The sequence below is a fragment of the Vibrio sp. FF145 genome (assembly GCF_041439075.1).
Lineage (GTDB): Bacteria > Pseudomonadota > Gammaproteobacteria > Enterobacterales > Vibrionaceae > Vibrio > Vibrio tasmaniensis_A.
In genome coordinates this window covers 1-1,413 of the sequence record NZ_JBGONH010000123.1, presented here as the reverse complement: position 1 = coordinate 1,413, position 1,413 = coordinate 1, and the positions used below count along the sequence as shown (strand labels likewise).

Annotated in this window: 1 protein-coding gene; it reads left to right on the top strand. The window is 41.9% G+C overall.

Going from position 1 to position 1,413, the window contains the following annotated elements:
* Positions 1 to 92 precede the first annotated feature (92 nt).
* Positions 93 to 1,400: an IS4 family transposase gene (locus ACED42_RS21760; protein ID WP_371704139.1), complete on the top strand. Its 1,308-nt coding sequence runs from the start codon at positions 93 to 95 to the stop codon at positions 1,398 to 1,400.
* Positions 1,401 to 1,413: the final 13 nt, after the last annotated feature.

Sequence of the window (1,413 nt, the reverse complement as noted above, 5' to 3'; positions counted from 1 at the left end):
GTAATGCCGATCAGTTAAAGCCAAAGTGATCGGTTGAAGGATCCTTCCGAGCTGTCAAAATCCAAGTGTATTTAATGCACTTGGATTTTTTTATGGATGTTTCTCAAGCTCTAAACATAATTAATGATTGGAAACCTAGCAGCGTTGAGACTTTGTCTGACTTGCTTCCAATTGAACTCATCGACGAAGCCTATTCTCTTACTGATACTGTCACGATGAGAAAGAGGAAATTAACTTTAGAATCCATGGTGTGGCTGCTTGTTGGAATGGCTATCTACAACAGTAAATCCATGAAAGATTTAGTGAACCAACTTGATATTGTCGACCGTACAGGTAAAGCTTTTGTCGCACCGAGTGCGTTAACTCAACGTCGAAAGACGTTGGGTGAAGACGCAATTAAAGCGGTCTTTGAGCGAATGACTACGTCATGGTTAAAAAGTGCAAAGTTACCCCAGTGGAATGGATTAACGCTTCTTGGCGTCGATGGCGTTGTTTGGCGAACGCCCGATAACCCGCAAAATGAAAAGGCATTTTCTCGACAAAAAGGGACGCAATATCCGCAAGTGAGAATGGTCTGCCAAATGGAACTAAGCAGTCACATTATTACGGCCAGTGCATTTGATAATTACAATACAAACGAAATGATATTAGCTGAAAAACTGATAGAAACAACACCAAACCATAGCGTGACAATGTTCGATAAGGGGTTCTATTCTTTAGGCTTATTACATAAATGGCAAGACTCTGGCTCGGAGCGTCATTGGCTTATCCCCCTCAAGAAAAATACACAATATGACATTGTTCAATCTTTAGGGCGAAATGACAAACTGGTTCAATTACACAGTAACCCAAGGGCTAGAAAGCTATGGCCTGATTTACCAAAGTCGATAACCGCTCGACTTGTCACTCGTAAAATTAAAGGAAAAGACTACCAAGTATTAACCTCCATGACGGACTCCCTGCGTTACCCATCAAAAGATATTGCAGGCCTTTATGAACATCGTTGGGAAATTGAGCTAGGCTACCGAGAGCAAAAACAATACATGCTTAGAAATCGTCTCACGCTGCGAAGTCGTTTACCAGAACTGGTAAAGCAGGAGTTATGGGGCATCTTGCTTACTTACAATTTAATCCGATACCAGATGGTCGAGCTCTGCTTCAATTTAAAGGGAAATTACCTTCCTTATCAACTGAGTTTTAACGGCACATTAGCTCATGTATCTGCGTTACTTGTAGGCTTACCTTACTCAACACCAGGCGCAATACCTCGTCAGCTAAAAGGGTTCCACAACATGGCTGAAAGCTTAATACTTGAAGGGCGAAGGGAAAGGACATTCCCTAGAACAGTTAAACCCAGACCACAACGGTATGCTAAGAACAAAAATGCCGTTCACTCTTAAGTGAACGGCATTA

Excerpts from the sequence above, each read along its gene's own strand:
- ACED42_RS21760 (WP_371704139.1), top strand. The coding sequence starts at position 93 with ATGGATGTTTCTCAAGCTCTAAACATAATTAATGATTGGAAACCTAGC.